The organism is Nocardioides sp. NPDC047086 (assembly GCF_040643685.1).
GTDB lineage: Bacteria > Actinomycetota > Actinomycetes > Propionibacteriales > Nocardioidaceae > Nocardioides.
The window spans coordinates 15,055-28,755 of sequence record NZ_JBEYUV010000033.1; the positions used below are offsets into that span (position 1 = coordinate 15,055).

At 70.9% G+C, this 13,701-nt stretch carries 10 protein-coding genes and 1 pseudogene; 8 read left to right on the forward strand and 3 right to left on the reverse strand.

Annotated features, from left to right (window positions below; translation table 11 throughout):
* Position 1: 1 nt before the first annotated feature.
* From ABZ796_RS21125 to ABZ796_RS21155, 7 genes and pseudogenes are all read left to right on the forward strand, one after another.
* Complete coding sequence (locus tag ABZ796_RS21125) at positions 2 to 1,543, forward strand: iron ABC transporter permease (RefSeq protein WP_357339514.1); 1,542 nt, start codon at positions 2 to 4, stop codon at positions 1,541 to 1,543.
* Complete coding sequence (locus ABZ796_RS21130) at positions 1,540 to 2,577, forward strand: ABC transporter ATP-binding protein (protein ID WP_357339515.1); 1,038 nt, start codon at positions 1,540 to 1,542, stop codon at positions 2,575 to 2,577. Before ABZ796_RS21125 ends, ABZ796_RS21130 begins: the two co-directional genes overlap by 4 nt.
* A complete protein-coding gene (locus ABZ796_RS21135) occupies positions 2,574 to 5,045 on the forward strand; it encodes a non-ribosomal peptide synthetase (RefSeq protein ID WP_357339516.1) in 2,472 nt (823 codons plus the stop codon). The genes ABZ796_RS21130 and ABZ796_RS21135 overlap by 4 nt, the downstream gene beginning before the upstream one ends.
* Positions 5,042 to 5,509: pseudogene (locus ABZ796_RS21140) on the forward strand (O-acetyl-ADP-ribose deacetylase); the annotation flags it as partial. The gene ABZ796_RS21135 and the pseudogene ABZ796_RS21140, both read left to right, overlap by 4 nt.
* A gap of 81 nt (positions 5,510 to 5,590) precedes the next feature.
* On the forward strand, positions 5,591 to 5,929 hold the full coding sequence (locus ABZ796_RS21145) for a DUF6508 domain-containing protein (protein WP_357339589.1): 339 nt from the start codon (positions 5,591 to 5,593) through the stop codon (positions 5,927 to 5,929).
* Positions 5,930 to 5,969: 40 nt separating this feature from the next.
* Positions 5,970 to 7,271: a hypothetical protein gene (locus ABZ796_RS21150; RefSeq protein WP_357339518.1), complete on the forward strand. Its 1,302-nt coding sequence runs from the start codon at positions 5,970 to 5,972 to the stop codon at positions 7,269 to 7,271.
* Between the two features lie 672 nt (positions 7,272 to 7,943).
* Positions 7,944 to 9,215, forward strand: coding sequence for a DUF222 domain-containing protein (locus tag ABZ796_RS21155; RefSeq protein ID WP_357339519.1), 1,272 nt, complete (start codon positions 7,944 to 7,946; stop codon positions 9,213 to 9,215).
* Positions 9,216 to 9,551: 336 nt separating this feature from the next.
* Here the strand turns inward: ABZ796_RS21155 and ABZ796_RS21160 are convergent.
* Positions 9,552 to 10,801, reverse strand: a protein-coding gene (locus ABZ796_RS21160) for an IS3 family transposase (RefSeq protein WP_357339521.1) whose coding sequence is annotated in 2 segments (ribosomal slippage) — positions 9,552 to 10,516 and positions 10,516 to 10,801 — 1,251 coding nt in all. Because the reading frame shifts where the segments join, the coding sequence is not laid out codon by codon here.
* A 391-nt stretch (positions 10,802 to 11,192) separates the two neighbouring features.
* Here ABZ796_RS21160 and ABZ796_RS21165 point away from each other — a divergent pair.
* On the forward strand, positions 11,193 to 11,744 hold the full coding sequence (locus ABZ796_RS21165; protein ID WP_357339522.1) for a DUF4822 domain-containing protein: 552 nt from the start codon (positions 11,193 to 11,195) through the stop codon (positions 11,742 to 11,744).
* Between the two features lie 16 nt (positions 11,745 to 11,760).
* Here the strand turns inward: ABZ796_RS21165 and ABZ796_RS21170 are convergent, their stop codons facing one another.
* Both ABZ796_RS21170 and ABZ796_RS21175 read right to left on the reverse strand, forming a co-directional pair.
* Entirely contained in the window at positions 11,761 to 12,426 is a 666-nt protein-coding gene (locus ABZ796_RS21170) for a response regulator transcription factor (RefSeq protein WP_357339523.1), read from the reverse strand.
* A gap of 8 nt (positions 12,427 to 12,434) precedes the next feature.
* Entirely contained in the window at positions 12,435 to 13,652 is a 1,218-nt protein-coding gene (locus ABZ796_RS21175) for a sensor histidine kinase (protein WP_357339524.1), read from the reverse strand.
* Positions 13,653 to 13,701 lie beyond the last annotated feature (49 nt).

Sequence of the window (13,701 nt, forward strand, 5' to 3'; positions counted from 1 at the left end):
CGTGCATCTCGGCACGTTGCCGGCCGCCTCCTCCGGGAGGTGGCTGATGCCGGTGCTGGCCGGCACGATCGCCGCCGTCTGCCTGCTTCCGGTGGGGTACGTGCTGTGGTCGACCGCCTCGCTGGGGCCGGCGGAGGCCTACGACTTCCTGGTCCGCCCGCGCATCGGTGAGCTGCTGTGGAACACCGGCAGGCTGCTGGTCGGCGGGGTCGCGCTCTCGGTGGTGTTCGGGGTCTGTGGCGCCTGGGTGGTCGAGCGGACCTCGCTGCCCCTGGCCGGCTGGTGGCACGGGGCGCTGTGCGCTCCGCTGGCCATCCCCGCCTTCGTCAACGGCTACGCCTGGGTCGCGACGACCCACGCGGTCCAGTCCTATCCGGGGGCGGTGCTGGTCGTCTCGCTCTCCTACTACCCGCTGGTCTACCTGCCCGCGGTGGCGGCGCTGCGGCGCCTCGACCCGTCGCTGGAGGAGGTCGCGGCGGCGCTCGGGCGGCGGCCGCGGGAGGTGTTCGCCCGCGTGGTCCTGCCGACCGTCGCGCCGGCGGTGCTCGGCGGAGCGCTGCTCGTCGGGCTGCACCTGCTGGCCGAGTACGGCGCTCTCCAGCTGCTCAACTACCCGACCCTGACGACCGCGATCCTGCAGCAGTACGGCGCCGCCTTCAACGGTCCGGCAGCCACCCTGCTGGCCGGTGTGCTGCTGGTCGCGTGCCTCGGTCTGCTGGCTCTGGAGATGCTGGCCCGCGGCCCGGCCCGGCGCGCCCGGGTCGGCAGCGGCACCGCCCGGCCGGCGACCCGGCTGCGCCTGGGCCGGGGGACCGCACCGGTGGTCGTCGCCCTCGGGATCTTTGTCGCCCTGGCCGTCGGTCTGCCGGCGGCCAGCCTGGTGCGCTGGCTGGTCAGGGGTGCCTCGGCCGAGCTCGACCTGAGCCGCCTGCTGCCCGCCGCCGGCACCAGCATCGCGCTGGCCGCCGTCGCCGGGGTCGTCGCGACCGCCGCCGCGGTTCCGGTGGTCTGGCAGGCCGTCCGCCGCCGGACCCGCTGGTCGCTGGGCGTCGAGCGGGTCGCGTACGTCACCAGCGCGCTGCCCGGTGTGGTCGTCGCGCTCGCCCTGGTCACCGTCGCCATCGGCTGGCTGCCCGGGCTGTACCAGACGCTGCCGCTGCTCGTGGCGGCGTACGTCATCCTGTTCCTGCCGCGCGCGCTCGTCGCGGTGCGCGGGGTGCTGGAGCTGGTTCCGCCACGACTGGAGGAGGTCGCGCTCAGCCTGGGGCTCAGCCGGTTCGGGGCGATGCGCCGGGTGACCCTGCCGCTGCTGCTGCCCGGGTTGGCGACGGCGACCGCGATGGTCGCGCTCGCGGTCTCCACCGAGCTGACCGCGACGCTGCTGCTGGCCCCGATCGGCACCACGACGCTGGCCACCGAGTTCTGGAGCGAGGCGTCCTCGGTCGCGTACGGCGCCGCGGCGCCCTACGCGCTGGCGCTGGTGCTCCTCGCGATGCCGGCGACGATCCTGCTGGGTCGCTCGTCGAGAGGGGAGGGGCGATGACTGAAGCACTTCGGGTGAGCGGGCTGCGGGCCGGACACGGCCGGCGGCAGGTGCTCGACGGGCTCGACCTGAGCGTCGAGGGCGGCGTGACCGCCGTGCTCGGTGCCTCGGGCTGTGGCAAGACGACGCTGCTGCGGTGCGTGGCGGGGTTCATGACGCCGACCGCGGGCGAGATCAGGATCGGCGGGCGCTCGGTCGCCGGGCTGGCGCCGCGCCGGCGCGGGATCGGGTACGTCCCGCAGGAGGGTGCGCTGTTCCCGCACCTCGACGTCGGCGGCAACATTTCCTTCGGGCTGCGCCGCACGGTGACTCGTGTGGAGCGGCAGGAGCGCGTGGCCGAGCTGCTCGGCCTGCTCGAGCTGCCGGCCGACCTGGCCGACCGGCATCCGCACGAACTCTCCGGTGGTCAGCAGCAGCGGGTCGCCGTGGCTCGTGCGCTCGCGCCTCGGCCTCGACTGGTGCTCCTCGACGAGCCCTTCTCCTCGCTCGACGCGGGGCTGCGCGAGGAGTCCGGACGCGCGGTCGTGCGGGCGCTGCGTACGGCCGGAGCGGCGGCGCTGCTGGTCACCCACGACCAGGGCGAGGCGCTCTCGCTGGCCGACCAGGTGGCCGTCATGGCCGCCGGGCGGTTCCTGCAGGTCGGCTCCGCGGCGGACGTCTACCTGACCCCCGAGCATCCCGGGGTCGCGGCCTTCCTCGGCTCGGCGACCCTGCTTCCCGGTGAGATCGACGGCGCCGGGCGGGTCGACTCGCCGCTCGGGGAGGTCGCGCTCATCACGCCGCGTCCCACCGGGCCGGTGACGCTGGTCGTCCGTGCGGAGCAGGTGCAGGTCTCGGCCGACGCCACCTCCGGCACCAAGGGGATCGTCGAGGAGGTCTCCTTCTTCGGCCACGACGCCACCATCCGGGTGCGGCTCAGCGATGACGTACGTGTCACCGCCCGGGTTCCCGGCACCGGGATCCCCGACATCGGCACGACCGTCGCGCTCGAGGTCGTCGGGCCGCTGGTCGGCTATGCCGGGGACGGTCGATGAGCTCGGCAGTTGCTGCCGGTGCCCATCTGCTCCTGAAGGGGCGGCCCGGGGACCCGGCGGTCATCACCACCGAGACGACCCTGACCTACGCCGAGCTGGAGCAGACGGTGATGGACCGGGTGGCCGCCAACCGTGGCTCCCGCGGGGTCGTGCTGCTCGAGGCGGGCAACGATCTGGACTCGGTGACCGGCTACCTGGCCGCCCTCGCCGCCCGGCGTCCGGTGTTGCTGACCCCGCCGGGTGGTGATCACGACGAGCTCCGGAAGCGCTACCGGGCGGCGTTCGAGGGCGAGGCCGACCTGCATCCCGACCTGGCGCTGCTGCTGTCGACCTCCGGCTCGACCGGATCACCGAAGCTGGTCAGGCTCTCGCGGGACAACCTGGCCGCCAACGCGGCCAGCATCGCGGCCTACCTGGGGCTCACCTCCGCCGACCGGGCGATGAGCTCGCTGCCGCTGCACTACTGCTACGGCCTCTCGGTGCTCAACTCCCACCTGAGCGCCGGAGCCGCGGTGGTCCTCACCGACCTCTCGGTCGCCGACGAGTGCTTCTGGGACGTCGCGGCGCGGCACGGTGCCACCTCGTTCGCGGGGGTTCCCTACACCTTCGACCTGCTCGACACCTCGGGGTTCGCCGACCGCTCGCTGCCGTCGCTGCGCTACCTCACCCAGGCCGGCGGGAAGATGCCGCCCGAGACGGTCCGGCGCTACGCCGCGCTGGGGGAGTCTTGCGGATGGGACCTGGTCGTGATGTACGGCCAGACCGAGGCCACCGCCCGGATGGCCTACCTGCCGCCGGACCTGGCCGCGAGCCGGCCCGAGGCGATCGGCATCCCGATCCCCGGCGGGCACTTCCGCCTCGATCCCGTCGATGGCCCCGGGGAAGGTCTGGAGGAGGGCGTCGGCGAGCTGGTCTACACCGGGCCGAACGTGATGATGGGGTACGCCGAGAGCGTCGCCGACCTCGCCCGTGGCCCCGAGCTGGCCGAGCTCCGCACCGGCGACCTCGCCCGTCAGGCCGACGACGGGCTGTGGGAGATCACCGGCCGGCGCAGCCGGTTCGGCAAGATCCTCGGGCTGCGTATCGACCTGGACCGGATCGAGTCCGAGCTCGGTCCCGGGTCCGCACGCGCCGTCGCTCCCGGTGCCCGGCTGCACCTGTTCACCGACGATCCCGGTTCCGCCGACCGGCTGCCGCGGCTCGTGGACGGCATCGTGACGTTGCCGCGAGCCGCGATCGAGGTGCACCGGGTCGTCGAGATGCCGCGTACGCCGAACGGGAAGGTCGACTACGCCACGCTCAACACCTGGGCGAGCGAGGCGGACGCGGCCGGGTCCGCGGAGCGAGGGCCGGCCGACGGTGCGGACGCCGAGGCGCTGCGTACGGTCTATGCCACGGTGCTGAGGCGCCCGGATGCGACGGTGGCGGACAGCTTCGTCTCCCTCGGCGGCGACTCGCTCTCCTTCGTCGAGATCGCGACCCAGCTCGGCGAGCGGCTCGGCACCCTGCCCTCCGGCTGGCAGCACCGGAGCATCGCCGAGCTCGCCGCGAGCGCACGGAGCCCGCGCCGGTGGCTGCGGCCCGTCGAGATCCCGGTGCTGCTGCGTGCGGTGGCCATCGTCGCCATCGTCGGCAGCCACGCGGACGTCTGGACCCTCCTTGGCGGCGCGCACATCCTGCTCGCGGCGGCCGGCTTCAACCTCGCCCGCTTCGGGCTCACCGCCCCCACCCGGACCCTGCGCGCGCGCCGCCTGCTCCAGGGCGCCGCTGCGGTCGCGCTCCCGGCGGCGCTCTGGGTGGGCACGGTGGCCCTGGTCAGCGACCGCTACCACTGGCCGACCGTCCTGGGGCTCAACCAGGCGCTCGGCAGCGACGCGTGGACCCGGGACTGGCAGCTGTGGTTCCTGGAGGTCATCACCTGGTCCTTCGCCGGGCTCGCGCTCCTGCTCCTGGTGCCCGTTCTCGACCGGTGGCAGCGGCGCCACCGGTTCGGGGCCGCCGCGGTCGTGGTGGGTGCGACCCTCGCGGTGCGGTATCTGTGGGTCGGCATCGAGGCCGGCGCGACCGAGCGATACACGATCGGCTGCGTCCTGTGGTGCCTCGCGCTGGGATGGGCGGCGGCCGAGGCGCAGCGGCCGTGGCAGCGGGCGCTCGTCGCGGCGACGGTCGTGGTGGCGACGTACGGCTTCTTCGGCGATCCCCTCCGCGAGGCCACCGTCGCTCTCGGCATCCTCGTCCTGCTCGTCCCGTGGCCGGTGCTGTTGCCCTGGCCGCTCGCCCGGCTCGCCGCCGTGCTCGCCGCGTCCTCGCTGTGGATCTACCTCGTCCACTGGCAGATCTACCCGGACCTCGAGGCCGCCGGGCTCGGCTGGCTCGGCGTCCTCGCCTCTCTCGCCGCCGGTGTGGCCGTCGCGCTCGGTCCGGCGGTCTGGGTGGCCAGAGCGCGGGTGGCTAGATTGACGGCGTGAGGATCACGGTCGTACGCGGGGACATCACCGAACAGCAGGTCGACGCCGTGGTGAACGCCGCCAACTCCTCGCTGCTGGGCGGGGGAGGGGTGGACGGAGCGATCCACCGGCGTGGCGGTCCGGCGATCCTCGAGGAGTGCCGGCGGCTGCGGGCCGGACATCTCGGCGGCGGCCTGCCGGTCGGGCAGGCGGTCGCGACGACCGCCGGCGACCTGCCCTCGCGATGGGTGATCCACACGGTCGGGCCGGTGCACAGCGACGGTCAGGACAACATCACCCCACTGACCTCGTGCTTCCGTGAGTCGCTCCGGGTGGCCGATCAGCTCGGGGCGCGCACCGTGGCTTTCCCGGCGATCTCGACCGGCGTCTACCGCTACCCGCTCGAGGAGGCCGCGTACGTCTCCCTGTGGACCCTCGCGCGGACGTCGACCGCTGTCGACGAGGTGCGTGTCGTGCTCTTCGACCAGAACGCGTACGACACCTTCGACCGCGCCCGCGAGGCCCTCGATCCCTCCGATGCAGAGGTCGAGGACGAGCTTCGGAGCGTGCCGGAGACGCGGTGGCGGGAGTTGTTCGAGGCTGCCGATGCGCTGACCCTCGAGGACCACGAGGTCGCCCGTCCTGTCTACAGCGACCGCGTTCGTCGGGTTTACCGCTCGCTTCCGGGCGCCACCGTCGACTGGATGAAATGGATGCGCGGCAACCCGCTCCTCGCCGAGCCCGCGCTCCTCGCCGCCGCGCCGTTGGCCGATGCGGCTCGCCTGGCCACGGTCTACACCCGAGGCGAGCGGTTCAACGAGGGCGTCTACGGGCGTGCTCTGCAGGACGGCTCCATCGACGCGATCATCGCCCGGCTGCGTACGTGGTTCGAGAGCGAGCGCTGAGGAGCCCATGACCCTTGTCTCGGGACTGAGAGGGAGTGCTGTGAACGGTCGGACTGTCGTCGCCGTCCTGGCGATGGTGGTGGCGGCGTCATCGTGTGCCGCCAACCGGGGGACCCAGCTGGCCGACGAGCTGAACGAGCGGCTTCGGGATGTCGACGGCATCCAGCGCGTGGAGGTCGGTGGCAACAATGTGCTGCCGTTCGCGGGCGACGCCAGCGGAACCATCATCCTGGAGGACGGGATCAGCGCGGCGCGGGCCGGTGAGATCGCCGAGATCCTTGCGCCGTACGTGTCCGGGAAGAGTCCCGACTACGAGCTGAATCTCCGGATCGACCGCGTCGATCTGCAAGTGAGCCCGTCCGAGGAGAGCAACGCGAGCGGGTTGTGGCTGCTCGACGAGGTGCGGCAGCGCACCGACCTGCACGGCGCGCTGATCGCCTACGGATCCGGGCCGCAGGCCTGTCTCGTCGAGGCCGAGGCGAGCGCTGATCCGGTGACGGTCTACGACGGGCTCGTCACGCTCCGGAGCAGGACGTCCGGCTGCGAGAGCGCCGGTGTGCTGGTGAGGCACGGCGGGGACCAGAGTGTCACCGACGCGGCCGAATCCTGGGAGCATCTCGACACGCTGCCTACTGCGGTCTCGATGACGGAGGCGCTCGCCGGCCTGGGCGAGATCCGAGACCGGCTCGACGTCGCAAGCTATTCGATCGGTCCCGGCGAGCTGGTCCTGGAGATGAGCCGCGGCGAGGATGTGGTCGCGGCCGACGAGCTCGCCAGCAGGACGCCGGGCCAGCAGGTCAGCATCAGCGGCGGCAAGGTCAGCGCCTGGAACAGGGACGTCCCCGCCGCTGAGCTCGTGCTCGATCTCGCAGAGCTGCCGTCGGTCGGCTCGGTCCGGAGCGATGACCTCGGCCTCCAGGTCGGGGGTGTCGACGTGGAGGACGTCGTCGCCGCGTACGCGGTGGTGGCTCCACGACCGGAGGCCGCCGCCCTCAGGCGGATCTCGCTCTCCGGCACCGCCGGCGCGGAGAGATACCGGGTCGCCGGACCTCCCGACCTGGTCGCGGAGAGAGTCGCGGCGGCGCCGCTGCTGGCCGCGTACGCGCCGTTCACGGTCACGGATGACGACTTCTCGGTGACCGTGGCCATCGACCAGGTGCCCGACATGGTTGCTGTGGTCAAGCCACTCGCTGGTCGCGGGACGCTGGTCACCGTCCGCGACGACCAAGGGCGGATCGTCACCTTCCGCGGCGCCGGGGGCAAGATCGAGGTGTCCGAGGCCGAACGGCGCAAAGATGACAAGATCCTGCTCGATGCGATCTGGAAAGCCTGGCGGGGGTGATCCTGCGGGGTCGGGTTCGCGGGTCGCGTTCGGGGTGTGTGTCGGGGGCCGGTGATGTCCGGTGGTCGAGCTTGTCGAGACCACCCCACCCCGCTGGTCGAGACCACCTCGCCCCGCCCCGCTGGTCGAGACCACCTCGCCCCGCCCCGCTGGTCGAGACCACCTCGCCCCGCCCCGCTGGTCGAGACCACCTCGCCCCGCCCCGCTGGTCGAGCCGCCGGAGCCGCTAGGCGGAGGCGTGTCGAGACCAACACAGTTTCTCGGCTGATCGAGCTTGCTGAGAACTCCCTGCCGGAACGTTTCGCCCGGAGGGCTGGCCTGGGCCGCCGACCCGTTCTTTGAGGGTGTTCTCGACGGGCCCCGGAGTCAAGGACGGCCTGCGGCCGCCGGCTTCGCCGGCCGCTTCGCGGTCCTGGACACCGGGGCCCGTCGAGAAAAAACTTGGCTGGCTATCGGGGCGGCGGCCCGGGTGTGGCGCAGCGCATTCACTCCTGCGACGGATGGTGTTGCAGGGGGTGGAGGGTGGCCTTTCGGGCCACTTACCATCCACAGGAACGAGGTCGTTCGCTCACCGCGAAAACAGTAGTTGACCTGCGTAAATAGATAGCCAGATCGGTGGCTGAGGCGTAGAATCAGAGCCATCACAGCCCACCTCTGAAGCAAGGGCATCCGATGAGTCTCGGCCGCGACATCGACCACTGGGACACCAACCCCGGCGACGCGATCGACGCTGCCCTCGAGGCCATCGAGACCGCCCTCCACGAGCTCCTCGCGAGTGACCCGATCTACTGGCGCACCGAGCAGAAGAAAGACCTGCTGGAACGCTTGGAGAAGCTCCAGGCCATGCAGGCCGCGCTCAAGCTGCGGGTCCTCGCGTCTGCCGGCGACATCGCCGAGGAGACCGGGGCCAAGGACGCCGCCGGGTGGATGCGGACCGAGCTCCTGGTCGACAGGGGTGCGGCCCGCTCCCAGCTCAAACTGGCCGCCGAGGTGGCCAAGTACGACCTCGTCGCCGCCGGCCTGGCCGAAGGGGTGGTGTCCCAAGACAAGGCCCAGGTGATCACCCAGGCCCTGGAGGCCATCGCGACGGACCTGGCCGTCAGCGGCGAGGACCTGGTCCTGGCGGAGAAGCTGCTGGTGGACGAGGCGACCGAGTTGACCGCGAACCAGCTCAAGATCGTCGGACGCCGGATCCTGGCCAAGGTCGACCCCGAGAGGTTCGAGGAAGCCGAAGCCAAAGCGCTGCAGCGGGAGGAGGAGCGCGCCCAACGGCGCACGTTCTTCTCATCACGTGACAATGGCGATGGCACCATCGACGTTCACGCGAGGGTCTCCCGTGCGGTCGGGATGCGGTTGCGCACGATCTTGGATTCCCTGGCCCAGCCGCGGAAGCTGACCGTGGAGAACCGGGGCCGCAAGGCGCCCTACGACCGGCTGCTGGGTCAGGCGTTCGCCCGGGTCGTCGAGACCTACGACGTGGATCTGTTGCCCCGGCACGGTGGCCACGGGACCACGGTGTTCATCACGATGAGTGTGGAGGACCTCCGCAAGGACCTCGGCACCGCCGTCCTCGGGTTCGACGGGGAGCAGATCACCGCGGCCGAGGCCCGGCGGATGGCCTGCAACGCCGACCTCATCCCGGTGGTGCTGGGCACCAACTCCGAGATCCTCGACCTCGGCCGCACCGCCCGCCTGGCCTACCCGGTCCAACACCGAGCACTGCGATTACGCGACAAGTGCTGCCAAGCAGAGGGCTGCGACGCCCCCGCCGCCTGGACCGAGGCCCACCACCTCCAACCCTGGGCCGAAGGCGGCCGAACCAACCTCGCCAACATGGTCTTGCTGTGTCCCAGTGATCATCGCCGGATCCACGACCCCAACTACACCCATGAACGGCTCCCCGATGGGCAGATCCGGTTCACCCGGGGTGCCCGAACCGGCTGACCCCGGCTGACCCGGGTGACCTCGCACGCTCGGACCTGCTGATCCGGGACAGGGCGGGCGGCACTGTCCCCATTCTCCCTGCGAGCCCACTACGCCCCGCTCGCTGACCGGTGTGCTCGCGCGCTGTCGTGGCGTGCCATCAGTCCAGTCGCAGATGCGGCTCTGTGGCATCCGATCGGCAGCGCTGATCGAGCTTGCACTGGACCTGGCGGCGCGATTGGTGCACGGCGTATCCCACCAACCGTCTGCCCAGCCCGTCTGCCCAGCCCGTCTGCCCAGCCCGTCTGCCCAGCCCGTCTGCCCAGCCGGCGGTCTGATTCGCCCTGGGTTTCGTTCCTATAGGTGTCCCTGTCCGGCGGTCGCCGGCTGGGCTGAATCGTGGTCAGCGTAGTACGCCTGCTCGACCTCGATCGGGGTGCGGTAGTCGAGCTCGCCGTGGAGTCTGTGGTTGTTCCACCACCACACGTATTCCAGGGTGGCCAGTTCGACCTGCTCAACGGTGCGCCAAGGACCGTGGCGGCGAATCAGTTCGGTCTTGTACAGGCCGTTGACTGCTTCGGCGAGGGCGTTGTCGAAGGAGTCCCCGACCGTGCCCGTCGAGGGCATCGCGCCCAGCTCGAGGATCCGGTCGGTGTAGACCAGCGCCAGGTAGTTCGACCCGTGGTCGGCGTGATGGACCAGCCTGGACAGATCCCGGCCCTCACGATCGGCCTCCCAGGCGGCCATATCAAGCGCCTGCAGCGGGAGGACATCGGCCTTCAAGGTGGCTGCGACGTTCCAGCCGACGATCCGACGCGAGTACACATCGGTCACGAACGCGACGTAGGCGAACCCGGACCAGGTCGCGACATAGGTGACGTCGGCGACCCACAATCGTCGTGGCCCGGGCGCGGTGAAGTCGCGGTTGACCAGGTCTTCCGGCAGATCCTTCCCGGTCTTGTCCGGTCTGGTCGTGAAGACCTTCTTCGATCGTCGGACCCCGCGCAGGTCCAGCTCGCGCATCAATCGCGCGGTCTGGTCCCGGCCGACCTCCCAGCCCTGCCGTTTGAGCAGGGCGTGCATCTTCCGGACGCCGTACACGCCGTAGTTCTCGGCGTGCAGCCGGGCGATCTCGGGCTTGAGCAGGTCATCACGCAACCGCCGCGCCGAGGGAACCCGTGCCTTCGCGGCGCGGTAGCCACGCGAGGTGATGAACCCACGAACCGCAGGACGCAAGATCCGGCAGATGGCCTCGACCCCGAACTGATCACGATGTTCGTCGATGAACCGGATCATCTCGTCGTGGGACGGTCGAGTTCCTTGGCGAAAAACACCGACGCGGACTTCAAGATCTCATTCGCCCGCCGCAGCTCAGCGTTCTCCCGCTTGAGTCGCTTGATTTCCGCCGCGGCATCCGTGGTCACACCCGGCGCCAGACCACCGTCGACCTCGGCCTGTCGCAGCCAGCCACGCAACGTCTCGCTGTTCATCCCCAGCATGCCCGCCACGTGACGGATCGCGGCCATCTGGTTCGGGTGGTCCGGACGGGCCTCGGCGAGCATCCGCAACGCCCGCTCACGCATCTCGGAGGAGTACTTCTTCGGCATCGTTCCCAATCCTGTCAAAGATGTCGGAACGAAACCCAGGGCGAATCACGGCTGACCGCCATGCTTGCGAACCGTCACAAGGCGTCATCGTCTTGTAAAAGCACCGCAGACACCGCAACCCCCAGAGAGCCACCAACCCCGGAACCCCAAGCCGGTACCCAACCCAAAGAATTCCGCGCCACACCCCGCCGCCGACCCGATAACCAGCCAAAACTCTCGACGGATCCCGGTGAGAACACCCTCCATAACGGGTCGGCGGCCACCAGCCCCATGAACAACAGTCACAACGAATCAGCAACGACGGCCAGCCCACACGGCATCATCCGATCGGCTATCCGATCATGGCCCGATGCCAGATGGCCGAGAGCGACGATCTGACGATCGTTGAGGCATGAAGAAATCCTCGTTCACAACCCGCCCCGCCCGTATCTTCGCCACCTCGGTGGCCGCCCTCGCCACCGCGGCGGTGCTTGCCGCGTGTGGCGCGACCGACGACGGTGCCACCTCCGCCGCCGGGCAGGCCGGCTCCTCCCAGCAGGCTGCGGAGTCGGCCCGGACCGACAGCCCGTCCGATGTCCTCGCCTCGACTGCCTGGGAGACCACCGGTGCGGTGGACCAGGACGGGAAGGACGTACCGCTGGCGGACGAGAACGTCTCGACCTTCGTCGGCTGGGCCTACTTCGATGCCGAGGGCACCTTCACGATGTACGACCTCGACGACGCCCCCAAGATGCAGGGTGACTGGACCGTCACCGAGGACGGCAGGACCCGCCACATCGTCGCCAAGGACGACGCCGGCGAGGTCATGTTCGAGCGGGACTCCGACATCGTCACCCTGACCGAGGACGAGTTCACCTACCGGGTCTTCCCCGACGAGAACGACAGGTCCGTCTACTTCGACATCGTCCATACGCCGACCGACCACGCGGAGCCGACCAGCTGATCCGCTCCCCCAGGGGTCAGCGGCCGACCAGGCCGGTCTCGTAGGCCAGCACCACCAGCTGGACTCGGTCACGAGAACCGGTCTTGGCCAGCAGCCGGCCGATGTGGGTCTTCACGGTCGCCTCCGCGACCACGAAGGCCTCGGCGATCTCGGTGTTGGACAGGCCGCGGCCGACCAGCGCGAGCACCTCGCGCTCACGCTCGGTCAGCGACTCCAGCCGCCTCTCGACAGCGGGTCCGGCGGTTGCGGGAGCCGAGGCGGCGAAGTGCTCCAGCAATCGCCGCGTGGTGCTCGGGGCGACGACCGAGTCGCCGGCGTGCACGGTGCGGATCGCGCTGAGCAGGTCCTCGGGGCGGGCGTCCTTGAGCAGGAACGCCGCGGCGCCCGCCCGGATCGCGGCGAAGGCGTACTCATCGAGGTCGAAGGTGGTCAGCACGATCACCCGCGGCGCGCCCTCACGGCCGGCGATCAGACCGGTCGCCTCGACGCCGTCCATGCGGGGCATGCGTACGTCCATCAGGACCACGTCGGCCTCGGTGCCGTCCTTGGTCAGTGCGGCTACGGCCGCCTGGCCGTCGCCGGCCTCGCCGACCACGGTGAGGTCGGGCTGGGAGTCGATGAGCATCCGGAAACCGGCGCGGACAAGCTCCTGGTCGTCGACGAGAAGGACACGGATCGTCATGGCGCCAGTCATAGCGGAAGTCTCGCGTAGACACGGAAGCCGCCGCCGGGCGCCGGGCCGGTCTCGAGCGTTCCGTTGTGGGCGGTGATCCGCTCCTCCATCCCGACCAGGCCGAGACCGCCGGACCGGCTCGCGTCCGCAGCGGCACCTCGGCCGTCGTCGGTGACCTCGATCTCGAGGCCGTCGCCCTCGGCCGTCACGCTGACCCTGGCCGCGGCGCCCGGACCGGCGTGCTTGCGTACGTTGCTGAGCGCCTCCTGCACCACGCGGAAAGCAGTCAGCGCGACCCCCTCGGGCACCGCGAGGCCGGGCTCGGGAAGAGTCGCGGCCAGCTCCATCCCACCTGCCCGGGTCTCCTCGACGAGCGTCGCGATGTCGGTGAGCCGGGGCTGTGGGCGGGTCAGGGTGTCCCCGTCGCGCAGCAGGCCGAGCAGCTGCCGCATCTCGGCGAGCGCCTCGCGCGCGGTCTGCGCAACGGTCTCCAGCGCCTTGGGCGCCAGGGCCGGGTCCTGCTCGGCCGCGTAGCGCGCGCCGTCGGCCTGCACCACGATCACGCTCAGACCGTGGGCCACCACATCGTGCATCTCGCGCGCGATCCGGGCCCGCTCCTGGGTCGCCCCGAGCTCGGCGCGCTGCTCGGCCTCGCGGCGCAGCTGCTCGTTGCGCTGGATCAGGGAGTCGACGTACGCCGTTCTCGTGCGGGCCAGCGCGCCCAGCGCCCAGGCGGCGACGGGGAAGGTGGCGAGCGAGAGGACGACCGGGACGTACGTGCTCCACTTGAAGCTTTCCTGGACCACCCCGTCGGGGACAGCAGCGTTCATCCAGTCGTAGGCGCCGAGGACAGAGCCGAAGAGGCCCACGCCGAGCGCGGCCAGTCCCCAGCGCGGGCGCGCGTATCGCGCCACCGAGTAGACCGCGATCGGGAAGGAGACCTGCGAGACCAGGGGGTAGTCGATGAGGAGCACCTGCAGGCCGCAGGCACCGGCCACGATGGCGTAGACGATCACCGGGTGCCTGCGGCGCCACAGCAGCGGTACGAGCTGGACCACCACGAGAACCAGGTCGGCGACGTGGCTGCTGCTCGAGACGTCCTTCGCCGCGTCGCCGTTCACCATGACCTGGATGACGTAGAACGGGATGATCAGGAACAGGGTGCCGGCGAGCAGGACGTCGAACCACCATCGCCCACGCGGGCCGAGCCGCCAGGGACGTACCAACTCCTCCACAGGCCCACCGTAGAGGAGCCGAGGCGGCTGCGACGTCAGCCCGGAGACG